Origin of the sequence: Citrobacter sp. RHB25-C09, from assembly GCF_013836145.1 — a bacterium.
Lineage (GTDB): Bacteria > Pseudomonadota > Gammaproteobacteria > Enterobacterales > Enterobacteriaceae > Citrobacter_A.
This window is the reverse complement of record NZ_CP057483.1, coordinates 911,558-929,278: the sequence shown is the minus strand read 5'-3', so window position 1 is coordinate 929,278 and position 17,721 is coordinate 911,558. Positions and strand designations below refer to the sequence as shown.

Genomic DNA, 17,721 nt, shown 5'->3' with positions numbered 1-17,721 from the left:
CTAACAGTCATACAGATCATGGAGCAGAACAAACGGCGGATTTTTCTGCTGTTGATGCCAGAGGCTGGTGACTTCCGGTTCGCCAAGGGAAACGATGCGATCGCGAAACGCCGGGCTGGTCAGTGAATGACGATGTGGAATCATCTGTTCGAGCAGTGACAAATTGATGCCGGAAATGACTTCGCATTGTGGATGCTTATGACTCAGCAACGACGCGACGCGATAAGGCGCAGCGCCCGGAACATCGGTTAAGAATATGACGCCCTCGCCGGTATCCGTTTGATGTAACGCGTCGCATAACATTCGGCTCAGCATATTGGCACTCAGCCCATGCCAGAAATTGACCGCCCGACATTGCGCCAGAGGACCGTGCTTTTTTTCCAGACGACTCAGCAACTCTTCAGCTTTATCGTCGTGACAGGTAATAACCCAACCTAACATTGCTCACCTCATTAGCGGGCAAGTAGTTTAGCAGCGTGATGAATTGCGAATACTGATGGTGGTCAAAAACTCTCCTCCTCAGCGGGAGGAGAGGAAGAAGGTTCAGCTCCGCAATCCACGGCCACGTTGAATCAACGACCAGCAGATCAGATAGAACGCCACGATAAAGACCACCAGCACGCCGAACGTCGTCACCAGCGGAACGTCGTGAATGCCCAGGAAACCGTAGCGAAAACCGCTGATCATGTAGACAATCGGGTTCAACTGCGACAAACCTTGCCAGAACGGCGGCAGCAGCGTCAGGGAATAAAACACCCCGCCAAGGTAAGTCAGCGGCGTCAGCACGAAGGTGGGGATCAGGCTGATGTCATCGAAGGTTTTGGCGAATACCGCATTCAGCAAACCGGCGAGCGAAAACAGCACGGCGGTTAAGAGCAGCGTCAGCGCGACAAACAGCCACGAGTGCACCTGGAACGGTACAAAAAACAGCGAAATCGCCGTTACCAGAACCCCCACGCACAGGCCACGCGCCACACCGCCGCCAACAAACCCGGCAATAATGACATGCGTCGGCACCGGCGCGACCAACAGTTCTTCAATGTTGCGCTGGAACTTGGCGCTAAAGAACGATGAGGCCACGTTGGCATAGGCGTTGGTAATCACCGCCATCATAATCAGCCCCGGCACGATAAACTGCATATAGCTAAAACCGTGCATCTCACCAATACGCGAACCAATCAGGTTGCCGAAAATAATGAAGTAAAGCGTCATGGTAATCACCGGCGGGACCAGCGTTTGCACCCAGATACGCATAAAGCGGTTAATTTCTTTCGCCCAGATGCTTTTTAGCGCAACCCAGTAAAGCTGCATCATTTGCGATCTCCTTGTTTTTCCTGAACCAGAGAGACAAACAGTTCCTCAAGGCGGTTCGCTTTGTTACGCATACTTAATACCTGGATCCCCTGTTCGCTAAGCTGGCTGAAAACGCTGTTGATGCCCTGCTCGCGCAGAACTTCCACTTCCAGCGTTGAGGTATCCACCAAACGATACTGGTAGCCATTTAGCTTTGGCAGCGGGCTTTTGGCCGCAAGATCGAGAATGAAGGTTTCCGATTTCAGCTTGGAAAGCAGCTCCTTCATTGAGGTATTTTCGACCAGTTCACCGTGCTGAATAATGCCGATATTCCGGCACAGCATTTCGGCCTCTTCCAGGTAGTGGGTGGTCAAAATAATGGTGGTGCCTTTGTCATTGAGATCCTTCAAAAAGCCCCACATTGAACGACGCAGTTCAATATCGACACCCGCCGTCGGTTCGTCGAGGATCAGCAGTTTTGGCTCATGCATCAGCGCGCGGGCAATCATAAGACGACGCTTCATCCCACCGGATAACATCCGCGCACGTTCATTGCGTTTTTCCCACAGATCGAGCTGTTTTAAATACTTTTCGCTCCGTTCAATGGCCTCTTTACGCTCAACGCCGTAGTAACCCGCCTGATTGACGACAATCTGCTGCACCGTCTCAAAGGGGTTGAAGTTAAACTCCTGCGGCACCAGCCCGAGTTGGCGTTTGGCGTTGACGACATCTTTTTCGAGATCGTAACCAAAGACGCTAACGCGCCCGGAAGATTTATTAACCAGGGAGCTAATGATGCCGATAGTGGTCGATTTCCCGGCTCCGTTTGGCCCCAGAAGCGCGTAGAAATCCCCCGCATCCACCTGTAAATCTATCCCCCGCAGCGCCTGAACGCCACCGGGATACGTTTTTTTAAGTTGTTGAAGTTCCAGTGCAATGGTCATGAATTTTTACTTACCTTACGTTCTTACACTTTATATATGGTTTAAATAATCCCGGAGTTGCCCTATATTAGCCCAACGCAATTACTTGGTTACAGGTCGTTAACCTCCATGAAAGACATAGATACACTCATCAGCAACAATGCACTATGGTCAAAAATGCTGGTGGAAGAGGATCCCGGATTTTTTGAGAAACTGGCGCAAGCGCAGAAACCGCGCTTTCTATGGATTGGATGTTCCGACAGCCGCGTTCCTGCCGAACGTTTAACCGGTCTTGAACCTGGCGAATTATTTGTTCACCGTAATGTGGCCAACCTGGTTATCCACACCGATCTGAACTGCCTTTCCGTTATTCAGTATGCCGTTGATGTACTGGAAGTTGAACACATTATTATCTGTGGTCACTATGGCTGTGGCGGCGTTCAGGCAGCGGTCGAAAACCCGGAACTGGGTTTGATCAACAACTGGTTGCTGCACATTCGCGACATCTGGTTCAAACATAGCTCATTGCTCGGCGAAATGCCGCAGGAGCGCCGTCTGGATACCTTATGTGAGCTGAACGTGATGGAGCAGGTGTACAACCTGGGCCATTCCACCATCATGCAATCGGCGTGGAAACGCGGTCAGAAAGTAACAATTCACGGGTGGGCGTACGGCATTCATGATGGCCTGCTGCGCGATCTGGACGTTACCGCGACCAACCGCGAATCGCTGGAGCAGCGCTATCGCCAGGGTGTTTCGAACCTCAGCAAGAAGCACATCAACCACAAATAAATGACTGTGCCTGATGGCGCTTCGCTTATCCGGCCTACACGCGTAGGCCGGATGAGTCGCTCTCGCGACGCCATCCGGCATTTGCATTCTTACTCGTCCAGCAGAACCACTTTGCCCACATACGGCAGATGGCGGTAACGCTGGGCATAATCAATTCCGTAGCCCACCACAAACTCATCCGGAATCGAGAAGCCGACATATTCCACCGGCACGTTCACTTCACGGCGCGACGGTTTATCCAGCAGCGTACAAATAGCCAGTGATTTCGGCTCACGCAGACTCAGGATCTCACGCACTTTCGACAGCGTGTTCCCGGAGTCGATAATATCTTCCACAATCAGCACGTCTTTACCACGAATGTCTTCATCCAGGTCTTTAAGGATTTTCACATCACGGGTGGTGGACATACCGCTACCGTAGCTGGAGGCGGTCATAAAATCGACTTCATGAGATACCTGGACTTCACGACACAGGTCCGCCATAAACATAAATGAGCCGCGCAGCAGACCAACCAGCACCATATCACTGCCGCTGTCTTTATAACGTTCAGTGATCTGACGCCCAAGCTCGGCGATACGCGCTTTGATCTCCGCTTCGGGGATCATGACTTCTACAGTATGTTTCATATCTCTAACCATATGATTTAAAAATAAATCACTTCATGCCTGCTCTTGATAAGACAGCATCGAAGTGCAAGCCACGCAGTATACCAGCAAAAGCATTTATTCGCGGCATCTCTTAATAAAGCTCGTTTTGTGACAGCGGTCACACATGTTAAACTCTATAATTAAATGCTACTAAAATATTAATGACTTGAGATGGTGTGTTTTTATGGCAGATAACAACGCTCGTTCGCCACGGCTTCTCGTGACGCTAACGGCCCTCTTCGCAGCACTCTGCGGGCTATATCTTCTCATTGGTGGAGGCTGGCTGGTCGCAATAGGCGGCTCCTGGTATTACCCCATCGCCGGACTGGTAATGCTTGGCGTCGCGCTGTTGCTCTGGCGCGGTCAACGCGCCGCGCTGTGGCTTTATGCCGCCCTGCTGCTGGCAACCATGATCTGGGGCGTATGGGAAGTCGGCTTCGATTTCTGGGCGCTAACGCCGCGCAGTGACATCCTGGTCTTCTTCGGCATCTGGCTGATTTTGCCTTTTGTCTGGCGTCGACTGATCGTGCCTTCCGGCGGCGCAGTGGCGGCACTGCTTGTCGCCCTGCTGATTAGCGGTGGGATCCTGACCTGGGCAGGCTTCAACGATCCACAGGAAATCCACGGCACGCTGAGTGCGGAATCCACACCCGCCGAACCGATTTCGACCGTTTCGGATAACGACTGGCCGGCCTATGGCCGTAACCAGGAAGGTCAACGCTACTCTCCGCTGAAACAAATTAACGCTGATAACGTTCACAACCTGAAAGAAGCCTGGGTATTCCGTACTGGCGATCTGAAGCAGTCGAACGATCCGGGCGAACTGACCAACGAAGTCACGCCCATCAAAGTGGGCGATACGCTCTATCTCTGCACCGCGCACCAGCGCCTGTTTGCCCTCGATGCGGCAACTGGTAAAGAGAAATGGCACTATGACCCGGAACTAAAAACCAACGAGTCCTTCCAGCACGTCACCTGTCGTGGCGTTTCGTATCATGAAGCGAAAGCTGACAACGCGTCGCCGGAAGTGATTGCCGACTGCCCGCGCCGCATCATCCTGCCGGTGAACGACGGTCGTTTGATTGCAGTGAATGCGCAAACCGGCAAGCTGTGCGAAACCTTTGCCAACAAAGGCGTGCTCAATCTGCAGACCAACATGCCGGACCAAACGCCGGGACTTTATGAGCCAACCTCACCGCCGATCATCACCGATAAAACGATCGTGATTGCCGGTTCAGTGACGGATAACTTCTCCACCCGTGAAACCTCCGGCGTGATCCGTGGTTTTGATGTCAATAACGGCAAACTGCTGTGGGCGTTCGATCCGGGAGCGCAAGACCCGAATGCGATCCCTTCGGATGAGCATACCTTCTCCTTTAACTCTCCGAACTCCTGGGCACCGGCGGCCTATGACGCGAAGCTGGATCTGGTCTATCTACCGATGGGCGTGACCACGCCAGATATCTGGGGCGGTAACCGCACGCCGGAACAGGAGCGTTATGCCAGCTCAATTCTGGCGCTGAATGCGACCACCGGTAAGCTCGCCTGGAGCTATCAGACCGTTCACCACGATCTGTGGGATATGGATATGCCGTCCCAACCGACGCTGGCGGATATCACCGTCAAAGGGGAAAAGGTCCCGGTCATTTATGCCCCGGCAAAAACCGGCAACATCTTTGTACTGGATCGTCGTAACGGTGAACTGGTCGTTCCGGCGCCGGAAAAACCGGTTCCGCAGGGTGCGGCCAAAGGTGATTACGTCACCAAAACGCAGCCGTTCTCTGAGCTGAGCTTCCGTCCGAAGAAAGACCTGAGCGGTGCGGATATGTGGGGCGCGACCATGTTCGACCAACTGGTGTGCCGCGTTATCTTCCAGCAGATGCGCTATGAAGGTATCTTCACGCCGCCGTCTGAACAGGGCACGCTGGTGTTCCCTGGCAACCTGGGGATGTTCGAATGGGGCGGTATCTCGGTAGATCCAAACCGTCAGGTCGCTATTGCTAACCCGATGGCGCTGCCGTTTGTCTCTAAACTGATCCCGCGCGGACCGGGTAACCCGATGGAACAGCCGAAAGATGCCAAAGGCACCGGCACCGAGTCCGGTATCCAGCCGCAGTACGGTGTGCCATATGGCGTAACGCTGAACCCGTTCCTGTCACCGTTTGGTCTGCCGTGTAAACAACCCGCCTGGGGCTATATCTCCGCACTGGATTTAAAAACCAATGAAGTCGTGTGGCAAAAACGTATTGGTACTCCGCAGGACAGCATGCCGTTCCCGATGCCTGTTCCAGTGCCGTTCAATATGGGTATGCCAATGCTCGGCGGGCCGATCTCGACCGCAGGCAACGTGCTGTTTATTGCCGCGACCGCAGATAACTACCTGCGCGCGTACAATATGAGCAACGGTGAGAAACTGTGGCAAGGACGTTTGCCAGCGGGAGGTCAGGCGACGCCGATGACGTATGAGGTCAACGGTAAGCAGTACGTGGTGATTTCCGCAGGCGGTCACGGTTCGTTTGGCACGAAGATGGGCGATTACATCGTCGCCTATGCGTTACCGGACGACGCGAAGTAAAGTAAACGCCGGATGGCGGCTGCGCCTTATCCGGCCTACGACACATTTCTGTAGGCCGGGCAAGCGAAGCGCCCCCGGCAAAACGCCGGATGGCGGCTGCGCCTTATCCGGCCTACGGCACATTTATGTAGGCCGGGCAAGCGAAGCGCCCCCGGCATTTTTTTACACGGTGAACCCTAACATCATTCCCGTATCTTCGTGTTCCAGCAGGTGACAATGCGCCATATAGGCGTACTCCTTCGGCGCTTCATGCGCGAACTTCACTAACACTTCACTGACACCCCCTTCCACACGCACGGTATCCTTCCAGCCTGCCCGGTGTGCGGCTGGCGCGTTGCCATTCTCGGAAAGTATACGGAACTGCGTGCCGTGAATATGAAACGGATGGAGCATCATGTCGCCTACGCCGGAGATCACCCAGCGCTCATATTTCCCTTTTTCGGCGGCAAACATCGGCTTATTCATGTCAAACGCCACACCGTTAATCTTGTTGGCATTATGGAAGTCAAAGTGACCGCCGTGGTTCATCTTACCCATTCCGCCATGCTGCATATGCCCGTGATCCATCCCGGCCATCGCCTGGTCGCCATACTGTTTCATCAGCATCTGCATCCCCATCATGTCGAGCATCGGATCCATTGACAGTTGCAGTTGGCGCACCGTGGCCCCTTCGAGAGACGGGAGCGCTGGCAAAGTCGTCAGCATATCCGGCAGCAACCCTGACGCCTTAACCGCCACAGGCTGAATGCGCAATACCGGATGCGGCTTATCAAACGGCGCAATGGTCATGCCCATTTGGTTGACCGGCAGCGTCACCAGATCGAACGGTTTACCGTCGCTGACATCAACCAGAACTTCAAAACGCTCCCCCATCAGCATCGGTAATTCGTCAACCTTCACCGGCTCTGCCAGCAGTCCTCCGTCGCTGGCAATCACGTACAGCGGGCGTTTATCGCTGGTAGCGAAATTGAGCGAGCGGGCGTTACAACCATTAAGTAAACGCAGGCGCAACCAGCCACGCGGGGCGGCATGTTGCGGATAAATCGCCCCGTTGGTCAACAAGGTATCGCCAAACCAGCCAACGGCGGCGGTCATGACATCAAGCTGATAATCTATTTCTCCGGAAGCCGCGAATTTTTTGTCCTGCACAATCACCGGAACATCATCAATGCCCCACTGTTTGGGCAGCATTAGCTTTAGCATCTCATCGTCTTCAATCAGCACTAGTCCGGCTAACCCCATCGCTACCTGACGTCCGGTTTTGCCATGCTGATGAGGATGGAACCAACAGGTCGCCGCCTGCTGTTCGGGGGTAAACGAGACGCTGCGCTTTCCCCCGGCCGGGATAATTCCGTGCGGACCGCCGTCCACCTCTCCGGGGACCTCTACGCCGTGCCAGTGCACAGTCGTTTCTTCATTTAGCTGATTGTGGATGTCAACGGTAACCGCTTTTCCTCTGTGTAACTTCAGCGCGGGTCCCAGCAGATTACCGTTATAGCCCCAGGTGGTCGCCGTTTTCCCGCCGAAGGTGGATTGCCCCGCCATCACCTTTAGGGAGATGCGGTTGCTGGCGTCAGCGGTGAGAAGGTCGGGAATCGGTAAGGTGGGGCGGCCGGCGGCAAGGACGCCACGGCTCCAGAGCGGTAAGGCCGAGACAACGCCCAGCGCTACGGAATATTTCAAGAAATCACGACGTTGCATAATTATTTCCTTATTGTGTAGCAGGCGAACCAAAATCCGAATTCAGAGCATAGACCCTCCCCTTACGACAAGGTCAAGCTGGAGATATCACTAAAGTGATAATAACAGTCGTCGCCTCGTCCGCAGTATGCTAACGTTTACTTTCCGTGATGCAGTGGTAGAAGCAATGAAGACGTTTTTCAGAACCGTATTGTTCGGCAGCCTGATGGCCGTATGTGCGAACAGTTATGCACTCAGCGAATCTGAAGCTGAAGATATGGCCGATCTTACGGCAGTGTTTGTCTTTCTGAAAAATGACTGTGGTTACCAGAATTTACCCAACGGGCAAATTCGTCGCGCACTGGTGTTTTTTGCCCAGCAAAACAAGTGGGACCTCAGCAATTACGACACCTTCGATATGAAAGCCCTCGGTGAAGACAGCTATCGCGATTTGAGCGGTATCGGTATTCCTGTCGCCAAAAAATGCAAAGCGCTGGCGCGCGACTCCCTGAGCCTGTTGGCCTACGTGAAATAAACGTGCCCGATGTTCGCCGGGCTGTTCTGCCCGGCATTGGTTTCACCCGCAATTTAACGCCGCTTTACGCTGATTTTTACCGTCAGGCTGCCTATATTGTCTGCCAGCCCCACGCCATAAGAACCGGGTAAATCATCATTTGGACACAGCGCCAGTTTGCCGGTAAGTCCCGCAGGCGTTTCGCATTGATTCCCCACCCAAAAAGCCTGGTTATTGACCCGCCCCACCAGCCCGCCTTCCGGATATCCCGGCAGCGCGTAGTCTGGATACGAGATCCGACGTGGCCCGCCGTTACCGTCGCACCGTGGCAGTTGAGGACTGATAAACCACCAGCCGCTCAGATATTGAATCACCGCTTTCTCATTGGCTTCCAGCGTTATGCCCGTATCCTGCCAGGGACGATTGGCCTGAACGACAAACGTTACGGCGAAGTTGAGCCTGATGGCCATGTCGACATCACGCGACGAGTAACCACAGCGCCCCAGCGCCTCCCGTATCTCGTCTTTGCTCGCCTGGGGATAGACTTCGCCATCCAGCAGCACGGCAACCAGTTCAGCCGCGTCCGCCGCCATTTCACAAATAGCCTCTGCCAGTTCGCCTACGGATTTACTGTAAGGCCGCAGTAACTTTGCGTAGTCCAGTAGTGACAAATCTCTAAAGTGGTTGGCTGCGGCCTGAACAAACGCTTTCAGATCGGCCGCCCCCAGCTCACGACGCCCCTGGTTCAGCGTCAGAAAATCCAGGACGCGTCTCGCAGCGACGAACGAAGGCAAACCAAGCCGTTTTTGCTGCTCAACCAGTTGTGAAAAAATACCGGGTTCAATATTCATGTGTAGCCTCCATAAATAAACAAAAAGAAAATGGCTAGCCATACGCCGCTCGTATCGCGGCGACTAACGCTTTAAGGGTGAGATCCGGGCGAGCACTGGTAAGCCCCGCTAAGGTTTCTTTGGCATCGTATCCGGCATTGGCCATCGCTTTCGCCAGGTCCACGCTGCCTGTGTGTGGGTGTGCGGTAATCAGTCGCTTACCGCATTCCGCCCCGTTCAGGCCCTGCGCGAAGGCGTCCAGTGCCAGCGCTTCAGCCGTCTGAGGTGGGCCGTAGGCTGCCAGCAGCGCTGCGGCCAGTTCGTTCAGAGGCATATCCGCACGGGCACCGACCAGGCCAGCCGAGGTTTCATGCGCCGCATAACCGGCCTTCGCCATCGCTTTCGCCAGGTCCACGCTTTCGGTATGCGGATAGCGGGCAATCAGTTGCTTACCGCAGTCAGTGCCGTTAATACCCTGTGCGAAGAATTGCGCTGCTGCCTGCTCAAGCGAAAGCCCGGTGCCGTAAACGGCATCGAGCACCTGATGCATTTCAGCCCTGCTGACGTCAGGCCACGCGGCGGTTAATCCGCCATCCGCCTCCTCGCGCGAATACCCGGCACGGAATAAGCCCTTCGCCAGATCCATCAACGTGGCAGCAGTAAAGAGTTGGCGTAACGCCAGCGTGAGGTCGGTTAGCGGATACCCTGCCGCAGCCAGACAGCAGACGATCGCCTGAAGTTTTGCGGCGGGTCTGTCGTGGCGTAAAAATTGACCACATTCGAGAGCAGTGAGTCCCCGCCTCCGGGCAATCTGTGCGAGATGACATAGCGAGCGGAACACGCGTCGTTCCGCACTCCACAGCGCTGGTAACGCTTCGCTGCCATCAGCCACCCTGGCGGAAACTTGCGCGAAGAATAGCCCTGACCCCTCTTCCATCGGCAGCGCAAAAACATAGCGTTGCGCTGGTGCCTCCACACAGGCCAACCAACTTTGCCCGCCGTGTCGGGAACGCAGTTGTAGCCGGTTTTGGCTGGCCTGCGCCGGAGCCTGCCAGGTCACTGTCAGTTGCTCCGCCTGAAGCGAAAGGTTGGTCAGCGTGCTGCCAGGTATGCGGGTACGAACAACTTCCTTGCTAAAGGCGCTGCTCAGATTGGGCAACGAGGAAAGTGCCCGCACCGAAAATCGGTAATGCATCGCTGTGTGTTCCGGCAGGTCGGGGTCAAAAACAGCATGGGGTTCGTTAACCGAAAGTCGGCGTTCGCTGTTTTCGCTAGCAATTTTTAATTCGAAGCCTTCGGCACGACTGGCGGGTGATGACCATGAGAGTTGCAGCCCTTTCGTTTGCTGGTACTGCACGCTCAGCGCGGGGGAGGATAATCGGTTCAACGTGCAGCGGGCGAAGTCGCTACGTTTTCCGTTCCCCTCAGCCTGTACCGAAAGAACATATTTCTCTGTGCTGTCGCCGCTTTTACTTCTGGGGAAAATGGTCTGATAGCCATTATTTGGGACTTCATTTTTCGCCAGCGAATTACCCCCGGCATCTTGCAGCTCTGCCCTGTATTTATCCGCCAGCGCCGCCGGACTCCATGTGAAAACGATCTCCGGTTGCCCCTCGGCATTAACCCGCGTTCCTGCAAGCAAATATTCCGGCACGTCCGGTGCGACAGTCGGGTCAGGTTTAGGCTTCGGCTGCGGATGGTCTTTCGTGTGCGAGGCAATCAGCGCGAACAGTCCGGCAAGCGCGCCGGCCGCTATCTTGCCACCATACTCTTCGATAAGCGCGGCAACCGCCACACGCAGGGCATTGACGATGACCTGGTCGATCAGATTACGACAGGCCAGCGTTGCCGCCGTCTCCAGTGCTTCCTTACCGCACAGCACCAGCAGAACTTTGCTTAAGTTTTCACTGTTATTCACGATCCCCTTAATCAGCGAGGACCCGGCATCGGCCAGCGCTTGGCCGATAAGATTGGGCAGTGCATCCCAGCTCACGTTATCCGGCAGGGCAACAGAAACCAGCGACGGCAAGCTGAGAGTCAGGATCTCCTCGTCAAACATGCTCAGGGTGTAACACCCACTTAAGCACAGGCACAGATTGTTACTGCCGCGCTGTGACGCAAATGAGGGGTGCAGATGAAAGGTGGTTTGCAGTAAATGCTGGTTAATAAAGCCGGGGATGGCGCTGCAAATGCCACCCCGCGCCGAATTCGCCCACTGCTTTATCTCCTCGACAAAATCGATACACGAATGAGCGAAGTCAAAATCCGGCCAGTTTTTAAGCGAAAAACCGTCGTCGCTGTTGTAAGCAAACTCAAGCGCGACGGGCTTCGGGATCAGATTGCGGAACACATCGGCGCTGACAAAGATGCTTCCACTAACGTGCAGTTTTCCGGCCGTGTTTCGCGAACAGGAAACCGTAATATCACCGCATTTTTCGCCGAAAAAGCAGACGCCGCCGGCAAAATACATCGCCAAATCCTGCCCTTTTTTTGCCAGACCAAAATTCGGTCCTTGTCCCCCTCCTTTTCCAGTAAGCTGGATGATATACAGATCGACAGGCGCATGTAGCGCCGCACTCCCGATAACCGCATCATCAGTCACCTGTAACGTCAGAGAGAAACTGAGGGTTTTCCACAACGTCAGGCTGATATAGGCCAGGATGTTAAATCCGTTCCGATAGTCAGCAACAGAAAAACAGGAAGGAAGCGGCGTCTGCGCGGCGCGATAGTAGATCTGACTTCCCGCGCCCAGTTGCAGATCGAACAGCGAAGCGGGCCAGGAGATGCCGAGCGACTGTGCAAAAAATTGGCTGAGGGAAAAATCCTGCTCGATAGCCACACAGGCCAGCACCGGGCTCCCGTTATGCAAATACAGCTTGCCACTCAGCATCAGGCTGGCGTAACGCACGCGACCGCTGAGCCAGAGTAACGACTCGCCCGGCTGCAGCGGCACGCCCGCATTTTCCGTAAGATCCGCATCCTGATAAGCGTGATTCAGGCAGAACGCGAGATCGTCAAAGACAATTCCGCGCATTTCGCCGCTGAACGGTTTATCTAACTGGTGTGAAGAGGAAATCTCTGCATGCAGAAAGCGACTGTCAGAGTCGATACGACCATGAAATGCGTACTCCTGCCCGAAGAGATTAACCCGCACAGTTCCTGCCAACTGGAACGCGCGGCGTTGATCGGAAGCAATATGAAGACAAAAACGGGTGTTTTTGAAAGAAATGACATGCAGCAACGTCATATCCGGCAACGCGGCGCTAAGTATGACCTCGTGGAAATTATCGGTGGCGCTTTTGCCATTGTTCAGCAGCGCATGCAGCGCCAGTTGGTTCTCCTGCCCCGGCACGCCGATTTCGACTAAATGATCCAGGATATCAAGCGCGTGCAGGTTCACCACCAGCCAGAACGCGGTGGTGTTATCCATCGGTAGGACCGTGCCGGCAATGCTGTCCGGCAGGGTATGAGCCGGGAAAATCTGCTCCAGCGTTTTATCTTCGCGGATTTCCCGGCGCCTGGCGAAGGTAAAGAACCCCGCTTTATCGACGTTGATAACCCCTTCGGGCAACGAGCAGCCGAATGAGGTATTCAGCAATTGCAGAATATCCAGCCCGCCCTGCTCGCCACGCACCACATCGGCCTGAACTAAATAATAGTCACCGCAAATCGTCAGTTCACATTCCAGCGGCCAGTTTATTTCTCCGCCCAGCAGTGAGCCGATTTCTAACTCAGCATGAATACCAAGGCGCAATGTGTCCATACTTTATCTCGCTGGACGCCGAATTCCGTCGGTTTGTTATATCACCAATAAAGCAAGGAACGACCCAATATATAATTTATATTATCAACCGTTTTATCAGGCTGGTTTCGGCGTTGTGTCGAATTCACCGGTGCCGGGATTATATTTTCCTTCCTGAACTTTTACATCGAGCGCGCGGACAGTTTTATCTATTTGGGCTTTTTCGAGCAGATATTTCGGCGGCGCTACCGCAACGTAGACATGCGAACTATCACCGACCGCGACCTCAAGCATTTTTCCTCCACCCGCAGTCTCCTTTCCGTCCTTATCCGTTTGAACTGCGAAGAATTTCACCGGGTTTTTCGCAGACATTTCCCCGGCAGGAATACTGAGGTTAACATTTATTCCGCTTTCTACGACGCCTTGACTATCTGTAAACCCTAAAGACAATGAAACATCAATTTTCATAATATATCCTTAATGCGTTGAAAATATCTCAAGGGATAGAGCGAATATACACTTTTCCATAAGGCAAATTAATAGTAGGACACATGCTCTGGCAAAGAGTGACAGAAATCACAGAACGAGGAATTAACAGATATAATTATCAGAGAAATAATATTATTTACGGCGAGTACAACACCCACCGTAAAATTATATTTAGCCGATCTAATATAATTATGAAATTAATTATTAAGGCTGGACCAGCGTAAGCGCAACCGACTGCGCTTGCAGTTGGTTTTGCACCTCAAGCGGTAAATTGACATCGGTGATAACGTCAGTAAAACGGCTTAGCGGCGTCACATTGAACAGCGAATGCGCACCGTATTTACTGCTGTCCGCCAGCAGCACCTTGCGCTGGGCGTTAGCGATAATTTCCTGTTTCAGCCCCGCTTTGTCTTCCGTTGGGGTAGTCACCCCTTTTTCCATGCTCCAGGTGTTACAGCTCATAAAGGCGATATCAGGATAAACGCTACGCAGCATTTTGCGCCCAAACTCGCCAATACAGGACTGACTGCTGTCATCAATACGCCCACCGACGATGGTCACTTCTATCTGGCGAAATTCGGAAAGAAACAGAGCAATATGCAGATCAACGGTGATGACCCTGAGCGGCAAATGCGTTAAGCATTTTGCCAGTTCCAGCATGGTGGTACCGGCGTCGAGCACCACGGCATCGCCCGCACGCACCATTGAGGCGGCAAAACGCGCAATCGCCCGCTTTTCAGCAGGCGAGCGCAATTGCTTTTCGTTGGTTGTGGGTTGCGCGGGTTCAAAGCGACGCAACGCAACACCGCCGTGGCTGCGGCTGATGACGCCCTGTTCATCGAGTTTGATCAGGTCGCGGCGGATCGTTGCCGGGGATGCGTCAACGGCTTCCACCAGTTGTTCCACGGTAACCAGCGTATGATTTTTCAAATACGCGACTATCTCATCAAGACGGTGTTGCCCTTTCATAACAGGATATTACGCCAGTTGCATTGCCAGTTTAATCGATACGGCCATGCTCTCAGATTTTGCTTTTCCCGTCCAGGCGATATCAAATGCCGTACCGTGATCGGCAGAGGTGCGAATGAACGGCAACCCTGCCGTGATGTTAACACCGTCATAGAATCCCAGCAGTTTAAGCGGAATATGTCCCTGATCGTGGTACATCGCCACCACCATGTCGTACTGGCCTTCGTAAGCCTGCAGGAACACAGTATCCGGCGGACATGGCCCATAGACATCAATCCCCTTCGCTCTCATATGATCGATAGCCGGCGTGAGCACGCGGATCTCTTCATCACCAAACAGCCCATTTTCCCCCGCATGCGGGTTCACCCCGGCCACCGCGATACGCGGCTGCGCAAAGCCGACGCGCTTCAGGAAGGTATCCGCAATCCCAATCACCGTCTCCACGCGCTGCCCGTTGAGGGTATCAAGGAATTTGCGCAGGGCGATGTGGGTCGAAACGTGAATCACCTTCAGTTTATCGGTATAGAGCACCATCGCGTAGTCGCGGCTTTCGGTCAGCGTTGCCAGTAGTTCGGTATGCCCCGGGAAGTTGTGCCCGGCAAGATGCAACGCTTCTTTATTCAGCGGCGCCGTGGCGATGGCATGCACGTCGCCCTTCATCGCCAGCGCGGTCGCCCGTTTGACGCAGCGAAAAGCCAGATCGCCTGCCTGCGCCTGCACTTTGCCCGGCTCCAGCGTGTCCGGCTGCGCCAGAGGCTCATCGATCACGTGAATCACGCCCGGAGCGAAGCGGGCCTCGGCGACCTGTTCAATGGCACGAAACGTGACGCCATCCGCCAGCCCTTTGGCCTGTAGCCGTTGCAGCGTTTGCAGACACCCCACCACCACCAGCGGGGCACCGTTAAGCTCATCCTCGCTGAGTGCTTTAACAATAATTTCCGGACCAATCCCTGCCGGGTCGCCCATCGTAATCGCAATAGTTTTAGTTACCACTGTACATCTCCTCAATAAAATAAAGCGCATCACAAAGGGTACTGTCTGAACCAAAGCCACCCGCTTTGGTGATCACGGGGAGGTCGTCAATATCGCTGTTCACGAACGTGCCGCAAGGAATACAAGGCGCAACTTCGCTCTGAATACGATACCCCTCAGCCCCTAAAGCGTTGGCCACTGCCGTAGCAATGTCTCCCCCCGTCAGGAACAAACCGCCGATCCGCGCCTGTTCAATAATTTTCAGCGTGATCGCTCCAAGACGCTGACTCAGCAGCTCGCCCAACTGCTGTCGGGACATGCCAACATAGGCACAGAGCGTATCGATAAGCTGTCGGTCCTCTGCACGTCTGCTGGTGCGTAAAATCGTATGGTGCTGGTGGCTCAATAGCGCACAGGCCTGTTCCACGATTGACGCGATTTCCTGTTCAAAATGCACGGATGCCAGTCTGGAGGCGTCGATATCCACCACTTTCGCTCGCCCCTGACACAGCGCTTTTTCCACCTGACGGCGCGTGGCTTCACTCATTGAGCCTGCCACCACCAGCACGGGAAGTTCTTTCTTCTCCTGCATAAACAGCCTGACCGGCAGCGCATTCGCAAGACCCGCCGCGCCCACCAGTAGCGGCAGTTGCGGCTGTTCGCAGACGGCCTGAGCAATCAGCGACAGGTCGCGATCTTCAACGGCGTCGACCACGACCATGCATTCACCGTCGGCGGCGAAAGCGTTTAACAGCGCACTCAGTCGCCCACGACGGACGTCGTCAAGCGAGACTTCTTGCACCGGAATATCACTTTGCAACGTGACCAGTTCCGCAATCCGCGAAGAGATAATGGGGGTTTTAGGATCGCTGGCAAATTCTGTCTCCAGTAAGGGGGTTCCGTTGACCAGACACAGCCCGTCGCGCGTGGTTCTTCCTGCGGCCGGGATCGCCGCTGCGATAACAGCAAGCTTCCGGCCTGCGGCGCGCATTGCCGCCGTCACTTCAGCCCCCACATTGCCGCGAAACGTGGAGTCGATTTTTTTATACACCAGCGGCTGACGGGTTTCTTCACACCACGGGGCTAAAGCCTGCTGTACCGCCTGCGCTGCCTGTTCAGCCGGTATCGCACGGCTCTCGGTATTAATCACCAGCACATCGGCGCGGCGCGACGGTTTCTGCGCCGGGGTCAGCATCACTTCGGTACGCGCCCCTTTTTTCGCCAGCTGTACGCCGGTGTCGTTAGAGCCCGTAAAGTCATCGGCGATGACAATCATTTTCATGCTTTAGTCTCCTGAGCAGCCTGACGTGCCTGTCTCTTCGCGACCCAGGAGGTGAGGATTGGCGTCAGAATCGCGGTAGTAATGACCGAGGCGGCAATCAGCGGCGCTGCGGCAGCGGCAACCTCAGCCAGGGAGGGGTCAGCCTGAGCGATAGCCAGCGGCGTCGCAACGGCGTTCCCCGCGGTACTGGACGCTGCCGCACCGGCGATGCCTGTTCCACCAACCAGACGGTCAGCACGGATGTTAAAGAAGCCGCCAACAAAAGTGGTCAGTACGCCAAGCAGAATACCGGCCAGACCGCCCTGCAACAGCATTTCCAGGTTGATGCCCGCACCCAGCGCAAAGGCAAAGAACGGAATCAGCAGCGGGCCACCCTTCGTCAGGAAGTCGCGCATATTCGGATCGAGGTTGCCGAGGATCATGCCCACCATCAGCGGAACCAGCACCGCCACCAGCGCCATGATCGGAATGTTTGCCATCCCCGCCGCGCCCAGTGCGATCATCGTAAAGAACGGACCGTCGTTGAGAGAGAGAATAGAGATCGCGCCAACGTCACGTTCGTTGCCAAACTCACCGACTAACGCGGCATACAGCCCGCCGTTTGAGTTACTCATCGCCGCGATAATCGCCACACCGCTCAAGCCAAAGATACCTTCTGCGCCAAACAGGTGCTCGACGCCGAGGCCAATCGCAATGGCGATCAGTAATTTGGTCAGGGTAATGGTGCCGCCTTGCAGCAAAGCCTGCGGCGCAGCTTTCACGCTGATACCGGCCCCCATACAGAGCAGGAAAGCCCCGATCAGCGGCGCAGCACCATTCTTGAACAGAGCGGTGGTAAACCCGCCGATCTCGAGCGCCTGCGGGGCAAAGGTATTGATAATGGCACCGATAACCAGTGGCACGACCATCATGCCGCCAGGTACACGTTCTATTGCCTTTTTGATGTTCATGGTCTTCCCGCCTGTTGTGTTGTTGTGATTAAATAAAATCACATCGATTATATTTAATCAAAT

At 54.5% G+C, this 17,721-nt stretch carries 15 protein-coding genes; 3 read left to right on the top strand and 12 right to left on the bottom strand.

What is annotated here, in order from left to right:
- The 3 genes from HVY19_RS04370 to HVY19_RS04360 form a co-directional block, all read right to left on the bottom strand.
- Positions 1–441 (bottom strand): PTS sugar transporter subunit IIA, encoded by a 441-nt coding sequence (locus HVY19_RS04370; RefSeq protein WP_181683158.1) that lies wholly within the window; start codon positions 439–441, stop codon positions 1–3.
- A 102-nt stretch (positions 442–543) separates the two neighbouring features.
- The gene (locus tag HVY19_RS04365; RefSeq protein WP_181683157.1) at positions 544–1,314 is read right to left on the bottom strand and encodes an ABC transporter permease; all 771 of its coding nucleotides are present in this window, start codon (positions 1,312–1,314) and stop codon (positions 544–546) included.
- The gene (locus HVY19_RS04360; protein ID WP_181683156.1) at positions 1,311–2,237 is read right to left on the bottom strand and encodes an ABC transporter ATP-binding protein; all 927 of its coding nucleotides are present in this window, start codon (positions 2,235–2,237) and stop codon (positions 1,311–1,313) included. The genes HVY19_RS04365 and HVY19_RS04360 overlap by 4 nt, the downstream gene beginning before the upstream one ends.
- 108 nt (positions 2,238–2,345) lie before the next feature.
- Here HVY19_RS04360 and can point away from each other — a divergent pair, with 108 nt between their 5' ends.
- Positions 2,346–3,008, top strand: coding sequence for a carbonate dehydratase (gene can, locus HVY19_RS04355; RefSeq protein ID WP_181683155.1), 663 nt, complete (start codon positions 2,346–2,348; stop codon positions 3,006–3,008).
- 89 nt (positions 3,009–3,097) lie between these two features.
- On the opposite strand, the gene hpt is transcribed toward can, so the two are convergent.
- Positions 3,098–3,634 carry a hypoxanthine phosphoribosyltransferase gene (gene hpt / locus HVY19_RS04350; RefSeq protein WP_181683154.1) on the bottom strand — a complete coding sequence of 179 codons (537 nt, stop codon included), beginning with the start codon at positions 3,632–3,634 and terminating at the stop codon, positions 3,098–3,100.
- Between the two features lie 205 nt (positions 3,635–3,839).
- Between hpt and HVY19_RS04345 the strand changes: the two genes are divergently transcribed.
- Complete coding sequence (locus tag HVY19_RS04345; RefSeq protein WP_181683153.1) at positions 3,840–6,230, top strand: pyrroloquinoline quinone-dependent dehydrogenase; 2,391 nt, start codon at positions 3,840–3,842, stop codon at positions 6,228–6,230.
- A gap of 162 nt (positions 6,231–6,392) precedes the next feature.
- Here the strand turns inward: HVY19_RS04345 and cueO are convergent, their stop codons facing one another.
- Positions 6,393–7,931, bottom strand: coding sequence for a multicopper oxidase CueO (gene cueO, locus HVY19_RS04340; protein ID WP_181683152.1), 1,539 nt, complete (start codon positions 7,929–7,931; stop codon positions 6,393–6,395).
- A 166-nt stretch (positions 7,932–8,097) separates the two neighbouring features.
- Here cueO and HVY19_RS04335 point away from each other — a divergent pair, with 166 nt between their 5' ends.
- Positions 8,098–8,445 (top strand): YacC family pilotin-like protein, encoded by a 348-nt coding sequence (locus HVY19_RS04335; RefSeq protein ID WP_181683151.1) that lies wholly within the window; start codon positions 8,098–8,100, stop codon positions 8,443–8,445.
- A 53-nt stretch (positions 8,446–8,498) separates the two neighbouring features.
- On the opposite strand, the gene HVY19_RS04330 is transcribed toward HVY19_RS04335, so the two are convergent.
- The 7 genes from HVY19_RS04330 to HVY19_RS04300 form a co-directional block, all read right to left on the bottom strand.
- Positions 8,499–9,275, bottom strand: a complete 777-nt coding sequence (locus tag HVY19_RS04330; protein ID WP_181683150.1) for a hypothetical protein — start codon at positions 9,273–9,275, stop codon at positions 8,499–8,501.
- Between the two features lie 34 nt (positions 9,276–9,309).
- Positions 9,310–13,017 (bottom strand): hypothetical protein, encoded by a 3,708-nt coding sequence (locus HVY19_RS04325; protein WP_181683149.1) that lies wholly within the window; start codon positions 13,015–13,017, stop codon positions 9,310–9,312.
- Between the two features lie 96 nt (positions 13,018–13,113).
- Positions 13,114–13,464, bottom strand: coding sequence for a hypothetical protein (locus HVY19_RS04320; RefSeq protein ID WP_181683148.1), 351 nt, complete (start codon positions 13,462–13,464; stop codon positions 13,114–13,116).
- 225 nt (positions 13,465–13,689) lie between these two features.
- Positions 13,690–14,454, bottom strand: coding sequence for a DeoR/GlpR family DNA-binding transcription regulator (locus tag HVY19_RS04315; RefSeq protein WP_181683147.1), 765 nt, complete (start codon positions 14,452–14,454; stop codon positions 13,690–13,692).
- Positions 14,455–14,463: 9 nt separating this feature from the next.
- The gene (locus HVY19_RS04310) at positions 14,464–15,447 is read right to left on the bottom strand and encodes a D-threonate 4-phosphate dehydrogenase (protein WP_181683146.1); all 984 of its coding nucleotides are present in this window, start codon (positions 15,445–15,447) and stop codon (positions 14,464–14,466) included.
- Positions 15,437–16,708: a D-threonate kinase gene (locus HVY19_RS04305; RefSeq protein WP_181683145.1), complete on the bottom strand. Its 1,272-nt coding sequence runs from the start codon at positions 16,706–16,708 to the stop codon at positions 15,437–15,439. The genes HVY19_RS04310 and HVY19_RS04305 overlap by 11 nt, the downstream gene beginning before the upstream one ends.
- On the bottom strand, positions 16,705–17,658 hold the full coding sequence (locus tag HVY19_RS04300; RefSeq protein WP_181683144.1) for a 2-keto-3-deoxygluconate permease 1: 954 nt from the start codon (positions 17,656–17,658) through the stop codon (positions 16,705–16,707). The genes HVY19_RS04305 and HVY19_RS04300 overlap by 4 nt, the downstream gene beginning before the upstream one ends.
- Positions 17,659–17,721 lie beyond the last annotated feature (63 nt).